The sequence below is a fragment of the Azospirillum ramasamyi genome, assembly GCF_003233655.1.
GTDB classification, from domain to species: Bacteria; Pseudomonadota; Alphaproteobacteria; order Azospirillales; family Azospirillaceae; genus Azospirillum; species Azospirillum ramasamyi.
Genome location: NZ_CP029830.1, coordinates 19,173 through 36,240 on the forward strand (window position 1 = coordinate 19,173; position 17,068 = coordinate 36,240).

General features: G+C 69.0%; 13 protein-coding genes. 6 read left to right on the forward strand and 7 right to left on the reverse strand.

What is annotated here, in order from left to right; all coding sequences use genetic code 11:
• Positions 1-75: 75 nt before the first annotated feature.
• The 3 genes from DM194_RS12775 to DM194_RS12785 form a co-directional block, all read right to left on the reverse strand.
• Entirely contained in the window at positions 76-1,110 is a 1,035-nt protein-coding gene (locus DM194_RS12775; protein WP_111068009.1) for a LysR family transcriptional regulator, read from the reverse strand.
• 165 nt (positions 1,111-1,275) lie between these two features.
• Positions 1,276-1,767 carry a TIGR02588 family protein gene (locus DM194_RS12780; RefSeq protein ID WP_111068010.1) on the reverse strand — a complete coding sequence of 164 codons (492 nt, stop codon included), beginning with the start codon at positions 1,765-1,767 and terminating at the stop codon, positions 1,276-1,278.
• Positions 1,768-1,787: 20 nt separating this feature from the next.
• Positions 1,788-2,654, reverse strand: coding sequence for a TIGR02587 family membrane protein (locus DM194_RS12785; RefSeq protein ID WP_111068011.1), 867 nt, complete (start codon positions 2,652-2,654; stop codon positions 1,788-1,790).
• Between the two features lie 228 nt (positions 2,655-2,882).
• Between DM194_RS12785 and coxB the strand changes: the two genes are divergently transcribed.
• From coxB to DM194_RS12800, 3 genes are read left to right on the forward strand one after another with little or no spacing between them, the layout of a single operon-like run.
• Positions 2,883-3,866 (forward strand): cytochrome c oxidase subunit II, encoded by a 984-nt coding sequence (gene coxB / locus DM194_RS12790; protein WP_246024372.1) that lies wholly within the window; start codon positions 2,883-2,885, stop codon positions 3,864-3,866.
• Positions 3,863-6,418, forward strand: coding sequence for a cytochrome c oxidase subunit I (gene ctaD / locus DM194_RS12795; protein ID WP_111068013.1), 2,556 nt, complete (start codon positions 3,863-3,865; stop codon positions 6,416-6,418). Before coxB ends, ctaD begins: the two co-directional genes overlap by 4 nt.
• Positions 6,419-6,445: 27 nt before the next feature.
• Positions 6,446-6,808, forward strand: a complete 363-nt coding sequence (locus DM194_RS12800; RefSeq protein ID WP_111068014.1) for a hypothetical protein — start codon at positions 6,446-6,448, stop codon at positions 6,806-6,808.
• A 309-nt stretch (positions 6,809-7,117) separates the two neighbouring features.
• Here the strand turns inward: DM194_RS12800 and DM194_RS12805 are convergent, their stop codons facing one another.
• From DM194_RS12805 to DM194_RS12815, 3 genes are all read right to left on the reverse strand, one after another.
• Complete coding sequence (locus DM194_RS12805) at positions 7,118-7,768, reverse strand: peptidoglycan-binding domain-containing protein (RefSeq protein ID WP_246024373.1); 651 nt, start codon at positions 7,766-7,768, stop codon at positions 7,118-7,120.
• A gap of 177 nt (positions 7,769-7,945) precedes the next feature.
• Entirely contained in the window at positions 7,946-9,100 is a 1,155-nt protein-coding gene (locus DM194_RS12810; protein ID WP_246024374.1) for a c-type cytochrome, read from the reverse strand.
• Positions 9,101-9,116: 16 nt separating this feature from the next.
• Positions 9,117-10,001: a cytochrome c oxidase assembly protein gene (locus tag DM194_RS12815; RefSeq protein ID WP_111068017.1), complete on the reverse strand. Its 885-nt coding sequence runs from the start codon at positions 9,999-10,001 to the stop codon at positions 9,117-9,119.
• A gap of 208 nt (positions 10,002-10,209) precedes the next feature.
• On the opposite strand from DM194_RS12815, the gene DM194_RS12820 reads away from it, so the two are divergent.
• From DM194_RS12820 to DM194_RS12830, 3 genes are all read left to right on the forward strand, one after another.
• Positions 10,210-11,484, forward strand: a complete 1,275-nt coding sequence (locus tag DM194_RS12820; protein WP_111068649.1) for an efflux RND transporter periplasmic adaptor subunit — start codon at positions 10,210-10,212, stop codon at positions 11,482-11,484.
• A gap of 4 nt (positions 11,485-11,488) precedes the next feature.
• Positions 11,489-14,626, forward strand: a complete 3,138-nt coding sequence (locus tag DM194_RS12825; RefSeq protein WP_111068018.1) for an efflux RND transporter permease subunit — start codon at positions 11,489-11,491, stop codon at positions 14,624-14,626.
• A 235-nt stretch (positions 14,627-14,861) separates the two neighbouring features.
• Positions 14,862-15,818, forward strand: a complete 957-nt coding sequence (locus DM194_RS12830) for an RNA polymerase factor sigma-32 (RefSeq protein WP_111068019.1) — start codon at positions 14,862-14,864, stop codon at positions 15,816-15,818.
• On the opposite strand, the gene DM194_RS12835 is transcribed toward DM194_RS12830, so the two are convergent.
• The gene (locus tag DM194_RS12835) at positions 15,778-16,641 is read right to left on the reverse strand and encodes a DUF2243 domain-containing protein (protein WP_246024375.1); all 864 of its coding nucleotides are present in this window, start codon (positions 16,639-16,641) and stop codon (positions 15,778-15,780) included. The genes DM194_RS12830 and DM194_RS12835 overlap by 41 nt on opposite strands.
• Positions 16,642-17,068: the final 427 nt, after the last annotated feature.

Consider the following 17,068-nt stretch of genomic DNA (forward strand, 5'->3'; position numbering starts at 1 on the left):
GGATATTATCGCTGCCTGTTTGAGAAGGTCATGCATCCGATGGCGCGCCGCCAAAACCTTCGTCCGGCCATGGCCTCACACGACGCAGAGGCAGGCACCCTCCTGCTCCATGACGACGGAATCGACGGCGACCGGCAGCTTCTGCGCCTTTTCCGGCATCTTGGGCCGGTGCGCCTCGCCGCGGCAGGCGTCGATCGGCAGATCCTCTCCCTGCATCAGCGGGCAGCGCTCGAAAAGCTCGGCCACCCAGTCGACGAACACCCGCACCTTGGGCGACAGGTGGCGGTTCTGCGGGTAGAGGGCGGAGATCGGCATCAGGGCCGGGCGCCAGTCCGGCAGGATTTCCACCAGGGTGCCGCTGTGCAGGTGGGGCAGGGCCATGAAGCGGGGGGGCTGGACGATGCCAAGCCCCTCCACTCCGCAGGTGACGTAGGCGTCGGCGTCGTTGACCGAGACGGTGCCGGCCATCTTCACCTCGCGCTCCACCCCGTCCTGCTCGAAGCTGGGTTCGTGGACCTTGCCGGTGCGGGTGAAATACTTGACGGCGACATGGCTCTGCAACTCGTCCAGCGTCTTCGGCGTGCCGTGGGCGGCGAGATATGCCGGGCTGGCGCAGGTCACCGGCCGGAAGGCGCCGACCCGCCGGGCGATCAGGCTGGAGTCCTGAAGCTCGCCCACGCGCAGCACGCAGTCCACCCCCTCCTGGATCAGGTCGATGGGCCGGTCGCTGAGGCCCAGCATCAGTTCGATGTCGGGATAGGCCCTGTGGAACTCGTGGATCGCCGGGATGATGAGGAGCCGGCCGATGGAACCCGGCATGTCCACGCGCAGCCGGCCGCGCGGCGTCTTGCGCGCGCTGGTGAAGGAGGATTCGACCTCCTCCAGCTCCTGCAGGATGCGGGTGGCGCCTTCCAGATAGGCGGCGCCGTCCAGCGTCAGGTTCAGCTTGCGCGTCGTCCGCTGCAGAAGCCGGATGCCCAGCGACGCTTCCAGGTTCTGGATGGTGGTGGTGACGGAGGCGCGCGGCAGCCCCAAAGTATCGGCCGCCTTGGTGAAGCTGTTGGCTTCCACAACCCGAACGAAGACGCGCATCGCGTGTAGCTTGTCCATGGCCGTCCTGTCCCGCCCTGCATCGGCACCACGCCCGGCAGGAGCGGTGCGGCTGGTTGAATAGGCGCTATTTAACCACGGTTCGCGCCGCTGTCGATCATTCGGACGGACATGGCTGGGTCGATCGAGCGGATCGGGCCGGATCGGAAGGGGCCGGGGAGCCCGCTACGGCTCGCTATAGCCGGTGGGGAAGATGCGCAGCTCGAAGCGGGCGGGATCCCGCTGGAAGATCAGGCCGCCGAAGCGTTCCGAATAGGGCGGGAGATAGTCGAATTCGACCTCCGACGTTTCGACCACTCGGTCGCCGGAGCGCAGTTCCCCGCGCACGCGCAAGGTGGCGGCCGTGGCGGCGGTGCGGTTGCGGATCTGGAAGCGGACGGTATGGCCATGGCTGCCCGCCTGGGTTTCCGTGACGGTGAAGTCGATCCGGCCGGGCACTTCGGCGTGTTCCCGAAGGCCGTATTGCACCATGTAGACGATCATCGCGGCGATCAGCAGGGCGCCGATGCCCGCCGCCACCCATTCCAGAGGGGAGGTCGGCGCCGTACGCTCCGTCGCGCTCCTGTCCGGTCTTCGATCCGCCGGTTCCGGCGGAGGGTCGGTCCGCTCCGTCGCGGCGGCGTTCCGCCGGGGGGCCGGGGCGCCTTTCGGGGTCATGGAGGTGCCCTTCCTTCCGGTCACAGGATCAGGCGGGCGGCCGCCGCGCCGATGGCGCTGGGGAAGCCCAGGACGACGGTGGCGCTGATGATCTCGGCCAGCCCGGTGCCGTCGGTCCGGCCGAAGGTCCACAGCAGATAGAGGCAGATCGCCAGCACGATGACGTAGCCGACGACGGTGAAGCGCAGGAACAGGCTCCAGAATCCGACGCCGACGGACGGCTTCGATCCGCCGGGCAGCTCCACCGCATAGACGAATGCGTGCATCAGCACGAGCGACAGCAGCAGCAGCGCGATCTCCCGCCACGGGTCCATCATGTAGGACAGCAGGATCATCTCCTCCGTCGGGGCGATGTTGAGGCCGAGGAAGAGGGCGCCGACCCCCATCAGGAACAGCTCCTGCCCGTATGTCATGGACTCCTGGCGCTGCGTGCTCTCGGGCGTCTTCTCACCGAGCTGGTCGCGGGCCAGCATGGCGCCGATGGCGGCGGGGAAGCTCTGCAGGGCGATCTTGCCGATCACCTCGCGCGCGGGCATGTCGAAGGTCAGGACATTGAAGATGCCGAGGATGACCGCCGACATGACCACCGCCACCGCGATGGCGACGAAGGCGTCGGCGATGTCGTCGCGCAGGCTGTCGTTGACCTTGAAGCCGCTGACCACCGACAGCCCGATCAGCAGCGGGATGAGCAGGATCAGCAGAAGCGCCAGCCGCCAGGGCGTCATGGTGAAGCCGATCCACCACATCTCCATCGTCATCAGCATCGGCAGCGAGAAGATCAGCGCCCCGGCGAAGGCGCGGGCCAAACCCACCAGGAAGGAGCGGTTGTCCTCGTAGGCGGGCCTGTCCGGTGAATCGGTTTCGGGCCGGCCGGTATCGGCGGTCATGCGTCGTCTCCCCCTCGGCCGCGCGGTTGACGCTGCCGGCATTCGAGGATCAACGCTCAAGGCCACGCACAGGTTTCCGCATTTTCCAAAGGAAGTTGGCGGCATCGATGAAACCGCCGAGCCTCTGCTGTGTTGACCCTGGTGGAACGTTGGAGGTGGGGAAATGGGGTGAGGGGCTATGAGCTTCCCCCGACGGGAGGAGGGGGCATGGACTGGCCGGGCCGGCGTATGGCGGGAAAACGACTGCGGCCGGCCCTGCCGGCGGCGGTTCTGGTGCTTGCCGGGTGCGAGGGGAGGCAGTCGGCGCTGGACGCGGCCGGCGTCAGCGCGCAGGAGATCCTGGCCACCAGCTGGATCCTGTTCATCGGCGGGGCGGCGATCTTCCTGGTGGTGATGGCGCTGGCGCTCTATGCCGCCTTCGTCCGGCCGGAGCGCTTTCCCGGCCGCAGCGCCTGGGTGATCGGCGGCGGCATCCTGTTCCCGGTCATCACGCTGACCGCGCTTCAGATTCATGAATTCGCCCTGGCCCGCCGGCTGGCGACGCTGGCCCCGGAACCCGCCTTCGTGGTGGAGGTCACCGGGCTGATGTGGTGGTGGGACGTCCGCTACCTCGTGCCGGGGCAGGAGCCGCTGCGCGCCGCCAACGAGATCGTGCTGCCGGCCGGCCGGCCGGTGGAACTGCGGGTCGCCAGCGCGGACGTGATCCACAGCTTCTGGGTGCCCAGCATCGCCGGCAAGATGGACATGATCCCCGGCCATGTGAACCGCCTGCCGGTGGTGGCGCAGCGGCCGGGGCTCTACCGCGGCCAATGCGCCGAATATTGCGGGGCGCAGCACGCCCTGATGGCCTTCGACGTCCGGGTTCTGCCGGCCGACGAGTTCGACGCCTGGATGGCGGCGCAGCGCCGTCCGGTGCCGGAACCCGCAACGCCGGAGCTGGCGCGTGGCCGTGACGCCTTCTTCGCCCTCGGCTGCCAGTCCTGCCACGCGGTGCGCGGCACCGAGGCGGAGGCGATGACCGGGCCTGACCTCAGCCGCATCGGCGCGCGCGCCTCGCTCGCCGCCGGGACGCTGCCGACGCGGGTGGAAACCATCGCCGCCTGGATCGGCGGCTCCCAGCACATCAAGCCAGAGAACCGCATGCCGTCCTTCGACGTGACCGACGGCGAGACCCTGAACGCCATGGCCGCCTGGCTGGAGAGCCTGAAATGACCCTGCGCACCGATGAGCCCCGCAACGAGTTCACCGGCGGCCGGCCGACGCCCAACCCGCTTCCCCGGCCGCCGGGGGAGGAGGAAGGGCTGATCCGCGTCTGGCGGCTGCCGCCGGGAATCTCGCGCCTGACGGCGGTCAACAACAACAAGGTCGGCGTCTGGTACATCGGCACGGCTCTGCTGTTCTTCCTGATCGCCGGGGTGCTGGCGCTGGTGATGCGGCTGCAGCTGGCGATGCCGGGGAACGACCTGCTCGACCACGGCACCTACAACCAGTTCTTCACGGTCCACGGCACCGGGATGATGTTCCTGTTCGCCGTGCCGATCGTCGAGGCCATCGCCGTCTTCCTGCTGCCCTCGATGCTGGCGGCGCGCGACCTGCCGTTCCCCCGGCTGTCGGCCTTCGCCTTCTGGGCCTATTTCTTCGGCGGCATCTTCTTCTTCTGCTCGCTGATCTTCGGCGTCGCACCCGACGGCGGCTGGTTCATGTACCCGCCGCTGACCAGCAAGGAGTATTCGCCCGGCATCAACACCGACTTCTGGCTGCTCGGCATCGGCTTCATCGAGATCTCGGCCATCGCCGGCGCCATCGAGATCGTCATCGGCATCCTGCGCACCCGCCCGCCCGGCATGACGCTGGACAAGCTGCCGATCTATGCCTGGTCGATGTTGGTGATGGCGGGGATGATCATCTTCGCCTTTCCCGCCGTCATCGTCGCCACCATCCTTCTGGAGTTGGAGCGCGCCTTCGACTGGCCTTTCTTCATCGCGGAGAAGGGCGGCGACCCGCTGCTGTGGCAGCATCTGTTCTGGTTCTTCGGACATCCGGAGGTCTACATCATCTTCCTGCCGGCGGCCGGGCTGGTGTCGATGATGGTGCCGACGCTGGCCCGCCGGCCGCTGGTCGGGCATGACTGGGTGGTGCTGGCGCTGGTCGGCACCGGGTTCTTCAGCTTCGGGCTGTGGGTCCACCACATGTTCACCACCGGCATCCCGTCGCTGTCCCTCAGCTTCTTTTCCGCCGCCAGCATGGCGGTGGCGGTGCCCAGCGGCATCCAGGTCTTCGCCTGGATCGCCACGCTGGGGGCGGGGCGGGTGCAATGGACGGTCGCGACCCATTTCCTGTTCGGCTTCCTGTTCATCTTCGTGCTGGGCGGGCTGACCGGCGTGATGGTGGCGGTGGTGCCCTTCGACTGGCAGGCCCATGACAGCTATTTCATCGTCGCGCATCTGCATTACGTGCTGATCGGCGGCATGGTGTTCCCGGTCTTCGCCGGGCTTTACCACTGGTGGCCGACGCTGAACGGGCGGATGCTGTCGGAGCGGCTGGGGCGCTGGGCCTTCTGGCTGATGTTCATCGGCTTCAATGTCGCCTTCTTCCCCATGCACATCGCCGGCCTGATGGGGATGCCGCGGCGGGTCTACACCTACCCCGGCGACCTCGGTTGGAACCTGCTGAACATGATCTCGACGGTCGGCTCCTTCGTGCTGGCGCTGGGCGTGCTGGTGGTGCTGATCGACATCGCGCGCAGCGCCTTCGGGGGCGGCCGGAAGGCGCCCGACAACCCGTGGAACGCCGGGACGCTGGAATGGCTGCCGAACGAGAGCTACGCCACCCGCAGTATCCCGCACGTCACCGGCCTCTATCCCCTGTGGGACAATCCGAACCTTCCGCGCGAGGTGCACGAGGGCGCCCATTTCCTGCCCGGCACCCCGACCGGCCGGCGCGAGACCATCGTCACCAGCCCGATCGAGGCCAAGCCGCAATATCTGATGCCGCTGCCGGGTCCGCATTGGGGACCGTTCCTGGCCGGGCTGTTCACCGCGCTGCATTTCATCTGCCTGACCGTGCAGTGGTATTATCAGTCGCTGGTCCCGGCGGTGCTGGCCATCGCCATGGTGATCTGGTGGGTCTGGAGCCTCGACAGGGGCGCCGACCACCCGCCGCAGGATGTCGGCGGCGGCTGGCGCGTGCCGGTCTATGTGCAGGGGCCGAAGAACCATTCCTGGTGGGGCGTTATCGTCCTGCTGCTGGTGGACGGCACCGCTTTCGCCTGCCTGATCTTCACCTACCTGTTCCTGTGGACGGTCAGCCCCGACGTCTGGCCGGTGGGCGGGGACGGGCTGCCGGGACTGCCCTGGCTGGCCGGCGGGCTGGCGCTCTGGGGGTTGTCGGCGCTGGCCATCGGCTGGGCGCGCAGGGCCGTCGACCGCAACCGGCATGGCCGCGTCCGCATCGGGCTGATCGTGGCCTGGGCGGCGATGGTCGGCGGCATCCTGCTGGACGCCAATGCCCAGATCGGCACCGGCCTTGTCGGCTCCGACAGCGCCTATGGCGCCATCACCTACATGCTGCTGGCATGGCAGGCGTTCCATGTGGCGGTGATGACGCTGATGCTGGGCTATACGCTGGCCCGTTCGGCCGCCGGGCTTCTGCATGCCGAGCGGCGGGTGACCTTCGACAACACCATGCTGATGGGCTGGTACAGCGCGGCGCAGGGGGGGGCGGCTCTGCTGCTCCTGCACCTGTTCCCCCGTCTTGCGATCTGACCCGTCCTGAAACTCTGGAGGTGCGTCATGTCGGGCCGCAGCTTTCCCGTCACCTTCGCGGCGATGATGGGGCCGTTCCTGGTCTGGATCGGGCATTTCGGCGTGGTCTACGCCATCAACGGCGCGGTCTGCGCGCGGGTGCCGGAGGGGGCGACGCTGTTCGGCTATCCGATGTCCGCGACGCTGGTCGCCGCCGCGACCGTGCTGGCGATGGCGTGGGTCGCGGTGCTGCTGGTGATGGCGTTGCGCGGGGCGGGACCGGCGGGGCATGTCGCTTCCGCCGATCCGCGCCGTTTCGCCCGCTGGTTCGTGGTCGCCGGGGCGGGCGCGGCCCTGGTCGCCATCCTGTGGGTCGGCCTGCCGGCGCTGCTGGTGCCGGCCTGCGGGTGATGCCCGATCCGATGAACAGGCCCGATGCCCCGGCCCGATGAATAGGCGCTGACTTACGGGACTTTGCGCGCGTCCCGATGGCCCCGCGTTTTCCGCCCGTCAACTCCGCTTTCACGGGGATGACGGGCGATCTGCGATGTGCTTGGCTTCAAGAGCCATCAAAGCGGCAAGTTGGAGCCTATGTGATCCGATGGCGTTGCCGGCATCGTGAAAAAGACTTCGCCGGTTTCGAGGCACCTGCGGCGGCCGGAGGGGCCGCCGTGGATGTCCCGAAACCGGCGATGCGGTTTCAGATTATGACTGCCGGGATTACTGCTGGGTGCCGGTCTGGCCCATCGAGCCCTGCGGGGTGCTCTGGTTCTGCGGGGTGTCGCTCGGCACGGTGCCGGTCGTTCCCGTGGTGCCGGTGCCCATGTTGCCGGTCGTGTTCGTGCTGCCGGCGGTGCCGGTGTTGTTGGCCGTGCCGGTGCTGTCGTTCAGGTTCAGCGCGGCCATGGTCTGCTCGTCGGCGCGGCCGGTGACGCGCAGGCCGTTCTCGCGCTGGAACCGCATCAGGGCGCTGCGGGTGTTGGCGCCCCACACGCCGTCGACGGCGATGTCGCGGCCGTCGGTGCGGTCGTTCAGCGCCTGCTGGATTTCGCGCACCTGCTCGCTGCTGAGGTTGCTGGAGGACATGCTGCCGGAGCGGCGGGCCGACGTCCGGTCGGAGCCGCTGCCCGACGTCTCTTCCCGGACCTCCGCGGTGGCGCGGTCGGTCGCGCGGTCGGTCTTCTTGCTCAGGCTTTCGTCCATGCTGTTGCCGGCAACGGCACCGCCGACGCCGCCGACCACCGCACCGACCGGGCCGCCGACGACGGCGCCGGCCACGGCACCGCTGCCCGCGCCGGTCGCCGTCCGCGAGGTCTCCGTGCTGCCGCAGGCGCTGAGCGCGAACAGGGCGCCGGCGGCCGTAGCGGTCATGATGATCTTCGAAATCCCCTTCGAATTCCCAAGCATGGTTGCCATCCTTCTCGATTACGCTTCGATGTTGGCGACCCGCCGCCCGGTGCGGCCTGTACTGTCCTGCCGCACGGCAAGCGACAGCTGGGTCATGTGATGAACAATCAGCGGCGGGCCTTCTTGTTCCCTGGCGTCGTCTCAGGATTTTCCGTCATCGCCATTCGCCAAGGCGTCACCGTGAGCGCGGCGGGAGTAATACTCGGCGACGGCGTCGATCTGCTCGTCGGTCATTCGGCGGACGGCGGCTTCCATGATCCGGGACAGCGCCGTGTTGCCGCGCGCCTCGTCGCGCCACAGCCGCAGCTGGCCGGCGATGTAGGAGGCATGGAGCCCTTCCAGCGTGGGGTAGCGCGGGTCGCGGGCATGGCGGCTGGCGCCCGTCCCTTCATGACAGCCGGAACAGGCGGCGACGCCGCGTCCCGGATCGCCGGATTCGGCGATCCGCCGGCCCAGCTCCAGCATTCCCGGATCGGGTTCCGCCGCTGCAAAGCTTGGCATTGCAGGCTTTTGGGCGGCGTAATGGTCGGCCAGCGCGCGGATGGTCTCGTCGTCCAGCCCGGCGGCGATCGGCTGCATGATGCCGCTGAAGCGGTTGCCCTGGGCATAGGCCCGCAGCGTCTCGTACAGATAATCCGCCGACTGCCCGGCGAGCCGCGGGAAGGCGCCGTCGGCGCCGTCATTGCCGTCCCGCCCGTGGCAGCGGGCGCAGTCCTGCAGCGTCGCGTCCAGCCCGGCGGTTTCCGGGCCGCTGACCGGGCCGGTCAGGTCGGCAACACGGGGATTGCCTTCCGATCGGGTCTCTCCGAAAGCGAGGCCGCGGTATTCTTCCGCGCTCATCCCATTGAGCCGCAGGAGAAAGGCGGTAACCGCCCAGGGTTCGTCCTTGCGCTGCTGCGCCGGCCAGGCCGGCATGCCGGCATACTTGATGCCGTTCAGGGTAATCCAGTACAGCTCCCGCGGCCCCCAGTCCACCACCTGATCCGGCAGATAGGGCGGTTCCGGCATCATGTGGCGGGAGATCGGGTTGCGCGGCGCGTCCGGCGCGCCGTGACAGGGGGCGCAGCCGTCCTCGTAATGGCCGGCGCCACGGCGGACCAGCGCCGGGTCGTTCAGGTCGGGCGGCTCCTCGACGAATGCGGCATGCGTCTCGACCGAGCTGCGCATCGCCATCTCGAAGAACATCTCGACGGGCTTCCAGTGTTCCTTGGTTGCCGCGACGCTGTAGAGGCCGGACCACGCGAACAGCAGCCCGCCGATGCCGGCCGCCACCGCCGCCAGGGCGAGGGTCGTCACAATACGCCGCATGCCCTCACCCGGCCTTTCCGCCGGAGAACCGGCCGTCTTCGATGCGCTTGCTCCAAATCCGTTCGTCCCAGATCCGTTCGTCCCAGATCCGATCGTCGGCGCTCTGCCGCAGCCAGCGCGCCGCGCCGGCCAGCACCAGCGCCACGTAGCCGAGCGCACCGACCACTCCCATGATGACCCCGCCGAGCTGCTGATCGGCCAGCGGCGACAGGCCCCAGGCGGCGGTGGTGGTCAGGTGGTAGGGAAACAGGGGCGTCCCGGCGAAGATCAGCAGGCCCGCCAGCATCGCCAGGTGGACCGAGGTGCCGAAGGCCGCCAGCAGCCCGCGCAGGCGCATGGCGTTCCCGGCCGGCGCCAGAATGCTGCGCCACGCCGCCACCGCTCCGGCAAGCAGCGTGCCGTGCATCAGCCACAGCACGGCGTCGTTGGCCAGCGCCGCCATGTAGGGCCCCGGCAGGTGCCAGATCCACAGCGTGACGCCGAACAGGCCCCAGGCCAGTTCCGGCCGCTCCAGCGGCCTGACCGCCGTCCGAAGCCAGCGCGGCCAGCCCACCGCCCCGGCCGGCCAGCCGAGCACGAACAGCGGGGCCGCGACCTGCACGGTCAGCAGATGCTGGGCGACGCGGGCGGAGAACAGGGCGGAGGTCAGGTTGCATAGCGGAGAGATGAAGGCGATGCCCAGGACCAGCCAGCCGGCGGCGAGGCACCAGGAGCGGTGGCCGGAAGTGCCCGCCGCAGTCCGTGCCCGTCCCGTAACCGCGGCCAGCCCGACCGCAGCCAGGCCGAAGACGGCCAGCAGCCATGGATCGGTGTTCCAGGCCGTCGACAAGCCTCCGGGCACCGGCGGCGCGCCGCAGTAGGGAACAAAGGGAAAGGCGTCTGTCGGCATGGCGTGCCCTCTTGGAATTCCGGGATCTCTCCGTCTGTCCAATGACCGGAAGGACGGGATGTTCCCGGCAAGGCGACGTTTCCGCCTGACCGGCCGTAGGCGAGGGAGCAAAACGGCCGCTGAGGTGTTGATGCAAAGATGGCCGCTCGGACATCCGCACGGATACGGGATGGATGCGGGCCAATCGGAAATGTCGCCGGAGACCGTGATGGCCGCTGCTCATCCCTGCCGTGCCCGCGTCATTTCCGCTCTCTGCGCGGCCGTGCTCACGGGACTGTTCGCCGCCGGACCCGCGAGGGGGCAGGGCCAGTCGGGCGCGGGGCGGAACGCGCCGCCGCCCGCGGTGACCACCATTCCGGTTCAAGTCCGCGACGTGGCCCCGGCGACGGATTTCATCGGCCGGGTCGAGGCGATCCGCTCCTTCGAAGCGCGGCCGCGGATCGAGGGCACGTTGGAGCAGGTCGCCTTCCAGGAGGGGCAGAACGTCAATGCGGGCGACCTGCTCTATGTGATCGAGCAGGCGCCCTACCAGACGGCGTTGGACAGTGCCAAGGCCCAGCTCGCCAGTGCCGAGGCCAAGCAGCGCGAGGCGGAGAGCGCCTACGGCCGCACCCAGGAACTGCGGCAGGGGGGCAACGTCTCGCAGGCGCAGCTGGATCAGGCGCTGGCCGACCGCGACGCCGCCCAGGCGGACGTGATGATGAACCAGGCGCAGGTCCGCACGGCCGAAATCAACCTGGGCTACACCCGCATCACCAGCCCGGTGAGAGGCCGCATCGGCGCCACGTCCGTGACCCAGGGCAACCTCGTCGGCCCGTCCACCGGCGTGCTGGCGACGGTGATGCAGCTCGACCCGATCCGCGTCGTCTTCTCCGTCGCCGACCGCGACCTGCTGGCCCTCCAGCGCCGGCTCGACATCACGCAGCCGGCCCAGGCGGCGGACAAGTTCGTGCCGACGCTGGTCCTGTCCGACGGCAGCGAATATGCCGAACAGGGCAAGATCGATTTCACCAACAACAGTGTCGATCCGCAGACCGGCACCGTCAGCATCCGCGCCGCCTTCGCGAACCCGAAGCGCCTTCTGCTGCCCGGCCAGTATGTGACCGTTCGGGTCCGCCGCGACCAGCCGGAACAGCGTCCGGTGGTGCCCGTCGCCGCCGTGCAGCAGGACCAGCAGGGCAGCTACGTCCTGGTGCTCGACGACCAGAACCGGGTACAGCGCCGGCCGGTGGAGACCGGGCCGCAGGTCGGCCAGATGCTGGTGGTGGAAAAGGGGCTGACCGCCGGCGAGACCGTGGTGGTCGGCGGCGTGCAGAAGGTGCGTCCGGGCATGGTCGTGCAGCCCAGCCCGGCTGAGCCGATGACCGACGATACGCAGGCGGGCGCCGCACCGGGCGGTGCCGCCCCTGCCAGGGCGTCCGGCGGCAGCGGCGGCGCCTCTGGCGCCGCTTCCGGCGCCCCCTCGGGCGCAGCGAAGGAGTGAGGCGATGTTCTCCGCGCTCTTCATCCGCCGCCCGAATCTGGCGATCGTCATCGCGGTCGTCACGCTGATCGCCGGTCTGCTGGCGCTCAGCACCATTCCGGTCGCGCAGTATCCGTCGATCACTCCGCCGACCGTCCAGGTGTCGGCGACATATCCCGGCGCCAACGCCCAGGTGGTGGCCGACAGCGTCGCCGCTCCCATCGAATCGCAGGTGAACGGCGTGGAGGGCATGCTCTACATGTCCTCCACCAGCACCGACAACGGCAGCTATTCGCTGACCATCACCTTCTCCCCCGGCACCGATCCCGATATCGCCGCGGTGAACGTGCAGAACCGCATGTCGCTGGCGACCGCAAGCCTGCCGTCGGAGGTGACGCGCCAGGGCGTCACCGTGCGCCAGCAGTCGTCCAACATGCTGATGGCGGTGAACGTCTATTCCCCAGGCGACCAGTACGATCCGATTTTCATTTCCAACTACGTCAGCCTGAACCTGCGCGATTCCATCGCCCGGGTTGCCGGCGTCGGCGATGCGCAGGTGCTGGGCGCGCTGGATTACAGCATGCGCATCTGGATGAACCCGGATCGCATGACGGCGTTGGGCATCACCGCGGCGGACGTGGTCGGCGCCATCCAGAATCAGAACGTCCAGGCCCCCGCCGGCCAGATCGGCTCCCCGCCGATCGGCGGCGACCAGCAGCAGCAGATGACCATCATCGCCCGCGGCCGTCTGACCGATCCGCGGGAATTCGCCAACATCATCATCCGCAGCAACGAGAATGGCGGCATCGTCCGCGTCAGCGACGTGGCGCGGGTGGAGTTGGGGGCGCAGTCCTACACCTCCACGTCCAAGCTGAACGGCGCGCCCGCGGCGACGCTGGTCATCTACCAGTCTCCAGACGCCAACGCGCTGGACGTCGCCAATTCGGTGCGGTCGGAGTTGCAACGGCTGTCGCAGCGTTTCCCCGAGGGGCTGGAATACGGGATCGTCTTCGACACCACCAGATTCGTCACCGCGACCATCGAAGAGATCGTGATGACGCTCGGCATAACCTTCCTGCTGGTGGTTGTGGTCATCTACGTCTTTCTGCAGGACTGGCGGGCGACGCTGATCCCGACGCTGGCGATTCCGGTGTCGATCATCGGCGTCTTCGCCGTGCTGCTTGTCCTGGGCTACACCGCCAACACCATCACGCTCTTCGCGCTGATCCTCGCCATCGGCCTCGTCGTCGACGACGCCATCGTGGTGGTGGAGAATGTCCGCCGCGTCATGGAGGAGCATCCCGAGCTTTCCGCGAGAGAGGCGTCGGCCCGGGCGATGGGGCAGGTCGGCAGCGCCATCGTCGCCTCCACCCTGGTGCTGGCGGCGGTGTTCGTGCCGGTGGCCTTCCTGCCGGGCATCACCGGGGAACTCTACCGCCAGTTCGCCGTCACCATCACGGCGTCCTTCATCATCTCCGGCATCAACTCGCTGACGCTCAGCCCGGCGCTGTGCGGCCTGCTGCTGCGTCCGCCGTCGGCGCCCTGGCGGCCGCTGGCGGCCTTCAACCGCGGGCTGGACCGCGTGCGCGACCGCTATGGCCGGCTGGTTCATGGGCTGGGGCAGCGGCTGATCGTCGGGCTGGTGCTGTTCGTGGCGCTCACCGCCGGCGCCTTCGCCCTGCTGCGGGCCTTGCCCACCGCCTTCCTGCCGGCGGAGGACCAGGGCTTCTTCTTCGTCAACGTCCAGCTGCCCAGCGCCGCGTCGGTCATCCGCACCGAGGCCGTGATGGATCGCGTCAGCGAAACCGTCAGGCAGGAGCCGGGGGTCGCCGACGTCATCTCCATCTCCGGCTTCAGCATTCTCAGCGGCCAGGGCTCCAACGTCGGGCTCATCATCGTGGCGCTGAAGCCCTGGGCGGAGCGGGGAAGCAGCGAGACGGTCGATGCCATCATCGGCAGCCTGCGCCCGCGCTTCGGCGCCCTGCCGCAGGCGACGGTGACCGCCTTCAACCCGCCGGCCATCCCCGGGCTGGGTTCCACCGGCGGGTTCGATCTGCGGGTGCTCGCCACCGGCGGCCAGACCCCGCAGGAGATGGGTGCCGCGCTGCGCGGCCTGCTGGTCGCCGCCAACCAGCAGCCGGACCTGCAGGCGGTGTTCAGCACCTACAACGCGGACGTGCCGCACCTGTATCTGGACGTGGACCGCACCCGCGCCTCGCTGCTGGGGGTGTCGCCGGCCGACATCTTCAGCACGCTGCAGGCCAATCTCGGCGCCAGCTACGTCAACGACTTCAACCTCTATGGCCGCGTCTTCCAGGTGAAGGTGCAGGATGCCGCCAGCTTCCGCGAACAGGAGAAGCAGATCGACCAGCTCTATGTCCGCAGCCAGACCGGCGACATGGTGCCGATGCGCAGCCTGGTGTCGGTGCGCACCACGCTGGCTCCCGACAGCATCACCCGCTACAACCAGTTCATGTCCGCCTCGGTCAACGGCCAGGCTGCGGCCGGGATCAGCACCGGCCAGGCGCTGACCGCCATGCAGTCGGTGGCGCAGAACACCCTGCCGCAGGGCTATGCCACCGAATGGACCGGCCTGTCCTATCAGGAGAGCCAGACCGGCAGCCAGGGCCTGATGGTGTTCGGCTTCGCCCTGCTGTTCGGCTACCTGTTCCTGGTGGCGCAGTACGAGGACTGGCTGGTGCCGCTGGCGGTGCTGCTGTCGGTGTCGGTCGCGGTGCTGGGGGCCGGCATCGCGCTGTGGGCCGCCGGGCTCCCGGACGACATCTATGCGCAGATCGGACTGGTCCTGCTGGTCGGTCTGGCGGCGAAGAACGCCATCCTGATCGTGGAGTTCGCGCGGGAGCAGCGGGCCGACGGCCTGGGCATCGTCGATGCCGCGGTGGCCGGCGCCCGCCAGCGTTTCCGCGCCGTCCTGATGACGGCGCTCGCCTTCATCCTGGGCACGGTGCCGCTGCTGGTCGCCACAGGCGCCGGTGCGGCCAGCCGGCGGTCGATCGGCACCACCGTGTTCGGCGGCATGGTGGCGGCGACGGTGGTCGGCATCATCTTCGTTCCGCTGCTGTTCATCGTCTTCCAGCGCCTGACCGAACGGCTGCACCGCCGCCCCGCGGTCACCCCCGCGCGGCCGGCGGCGGAGGGGTAGCGGAGTCGGGAAGGACCGCGAAAGCCTTGATTTGCCGGCATGGGAGCCCACATCAGCGTGGTCCCCGACATCCTTGAAATTGGCGTCCTTGGTGCGACGCTCCCCGCGCATCGGCGCGGCGGCGGCCGGCTCCGGGCCAGACTCCGACCGACCCGTATCCTGCCCGGCCTGCGGCTGACCGGGAGGGCGGGCGGCGGCCTTGCAGAGCGATGGGCGGTCGGGGCAGGGAGTTTTCATGCCGAACAGGAACCAACCGCTTTCCGACACCCGGTCGGTCGAACCGCTGACCCTCTTCCTGAAGGACATGCGCCGCTACGACCTTCTCACCGCCGAGGAGGAGCGGGAGCTTGCCCGCCGCTGGCGCGACCATGACGATGCCGGGGCGCTGGACCGGCTGATCGGCGGACATCTGCGTCTGGCGGTCGGCGTCGCCAAGCGCTTCCGGCGCTACGGGCTGCCGCTGGCCGATCTGGTGGCGGAGGGCAACATCGGGCTGATGCGCGCCGCGCGGAAGTTCGATCCCGACAGGGGCTTCCGCTTCTCCACCTACGCCCACTGGTGGATCCGCGCGGCGATCCAGGACCATGTCCTGCAGAACTGGTCGCTGGTGAAGATCGGCTCCACCACCGCGCATCGCACCCTGTTCTTCAGCCTGCGCCACCTGAAGGCCAAGCTGAAGGAGCTGGACAGCGGCGACCTGTCGCCCGAGGCGGCGGCGGCCATCGCCACCGAGTTGGACCTTCCGGAGCGCGAGGTGGTGGAGATGAACCGCCGGCTCGCCGCCGACCGCTCGCTGAACGCCACCGTGGGCGATGAGGGCGAGATGGAGTGGCAGGATCTGCTGGCCGACGACCGCGCCGACCAGGAAACCGCGCTGGCGGAGACGGAGGAGCGTATCCGGCACAAGCGCCTGATCGCGCTGGGGCTGGAGAGGCTGACCGAACGCGACCGTCAGATCCTGATCGCGCGCCGCCTGCTGGACGAGCCGGTGACCGCCGACGAACTCAGCCGGCGGTTCAATCTGTCGCGCCAGCGCATCGGCCAGATCGAGGCGGCGGCGATGCGGACCGTCCGCAAGGCGGTGCTGGCCGGACGGGCCGCCCAGGCGACGCAACGACCCGTAGCACGGCAGACCGCCGGAAAGAAGGCGGTCAAAGCGCGGTCGAGGCGGACGGGCCGGGTGCCGGGCTGAACCAGTCAAGACACCCGGCGGGGATCACGCCGTTGCTGACCAGCAGCGCGCCCTTGCGGTAAAGGCCGAGCGTGCTGCCGCCTTCCGGCAGGTCGATGGCCCAGAGCCGCCCGCTCGGGTCGCTCCAAACCGTGCGGCCATCCATGGAGGCCAGGGCGGTGAGGGCCTCGGACGGTGAGGTGCCGGCGCGGAACAGAACCAGCGTGGCGGTGCCCCCCGGCGGCGGCAGGGTGGCGACCGCCCCGGCGATGCCGGTGGTCAGCGCCAGCAGAAGCGGTGCCGCCGCACGCCGCAAGGCTCCGCCGCCGCTATGCCCGGCATCGGACCGCGTCAGCCACCAGCCGGCAGCCACCGCGGCGACGCCGAAGGCGAAGAACCACAGCAGATCCCAGAACAGCATGTTGTCCACGTCCATGCGGATGCGGTGCAGCCCCAGCAGCCAGTGCGACACCAGCCCGTCCAGCATGTGCCAGACGCCGAAACCGACGAGGGCCCAGCCCATCAGCCGGCGCCCGCCCACCTCGGCCGCGCCCCGGCGCCCGCGCCACAGCAGCCACAGCCCCACCGCGGCGATCACGTACATCAGGGCGTGGAACGCCCCGTCCACCAGAATCTGGACCCCGATGTCGGCATAGGCCGGGTCGGCGAGGCCGGAGAGCAGATGGTGCCATTGCAGGATCTGGTGCAGCAGGATCCCGTCGAAGAAGCCGCCCAGCGCGAATCCCAGGCTGAACCCGCCCAGCAGCAGGGTCCGGCCGGGGCCGCTCCTGACATCGGACATCGGCATCGGGTGCGGCAGCGGATCGTTCGGATCGGCGGTCATGGTCTGATATCCCCGGCTTCCGTTTTGGTGGTCTCTGTTTGGATTTGGCTCCGGCATCCCCAACAAAGCCGTCATCGGCAGGTTCCAACCCTTTCGGTTTCGTCCGATTACGGGGTGGTTCCCACAGCCGTCATGAGAAGGGCGTAACGCCTTTCCCCTCCTGCGCCGCGATGGAAGGATGCCCCCATCGCGTTGGACTCCTGGCCGGTGAAAATAGCCATGTTGGGCTACGTCCCCCGCGGCGATGCCCGACCGGCAGTGGTCCTGCGCCGCCGCGATTCGTGCGCCCTTGCCGAAAGTGGTGAGCGGCCAGTGCTGCCAGGCCAACCCCATCCGGCCAACCCCATCCGGCCAACCCCATCCGGCCAATCCCAACCGGCAAGCTCCATTCGGCCGGTTCCGCCGGGCGGGAAGCCCCGTGACAGCA